Source organism: Acidovorax sp. KPB24-07 (assembly GCF_057543315.1).
Map to the genome: position 1 here is coordinate 1 of NZ_BAAJYS010000822.1, position 798 is coordinate 798.

Below are 798 nucleotides of genomic sequence, written 5' to 3' on the forward strand. Positions count from 1 at the left end.
GGGGTTGACCAGCCGGTCGGCGCCCGCCCACATCAGCAGCGTGGGCACGCTCCACTGCGCGGCGCGGGCCACGACGGCCGGGCCGGTGTAGGCGATGAAGCGCGCGAGCCCGGCACCGACGCGGTCGTGGCAGCGCGGGTCGGCGCGGTAGGCCGCGATGACGGCGGGGTCGTGGGACAGGTGGGCGGGGTCGATCCCGGTGGCCAGGCGCAGGTTCGGCAGTACGCGGGGCAGGGTGGCCACCAAGAACTTCTGCGTCCAGCTCAGGCCCGGGTCCAGCGCGGGAGAGGAAAGCACCAGCGCCTCCACGGGGCGCAGCGCCTGCGCCACGAAGCTGGCGGCCACCAGCCCGCCCAGGCTGTGGCCCAGCAGCACCAGCGGCTGGCCGGGTGGCATGCGGGCCCGGGTGGCATCGACGATGTCGGCCAGGTCCACCATCAGCCGGTTCGGGGGCGTGAGGGCGCCGCGCAGCCCGCCCGATTCGCCATGGCCGTACTGGTCGTAGCCGCGCACGGCAAAACCCCAGGCGTTCAGCCGCCGGGCGAGCCGGTCGTAGCGGCCCACGTGCTCGCCCAGGCCATGCACCAGCAGCACGGTGGCGCGCGCGTCGGCGTGCGGCAGCGGCCAGTCCTGCAGCGCGAGGTTTTCGCCATCGGCGGCGGTGAAGGGGCTGAGGGTGGAGGGAGCGTCGGGATCGACCATGCGAAGGGGGCTAGGGCCTGTCGGAAAAGGCGCGCCATGTGGTGGCGCGCCCGGGAAAAGGGGTGGGCGCGGCCGGCGTCAGCCCGTGCGCCGCGC

The 798-nt window shown here is 75.1% G+C and carries 1 protein-coding gene; it reads right to left on the minus strand.

Annotated elements, in window-relative coordinates:
* Positions 1–702: lysophospholipase (locus tag AC27IQ_RS26075; RefSeq protein ID WP_487091373.1), on the minus strand; the 702-nt coding region annotated here is incomplete at its 3' end.
* Positions 703–798 lie beyond the last annotated feature (96 nt).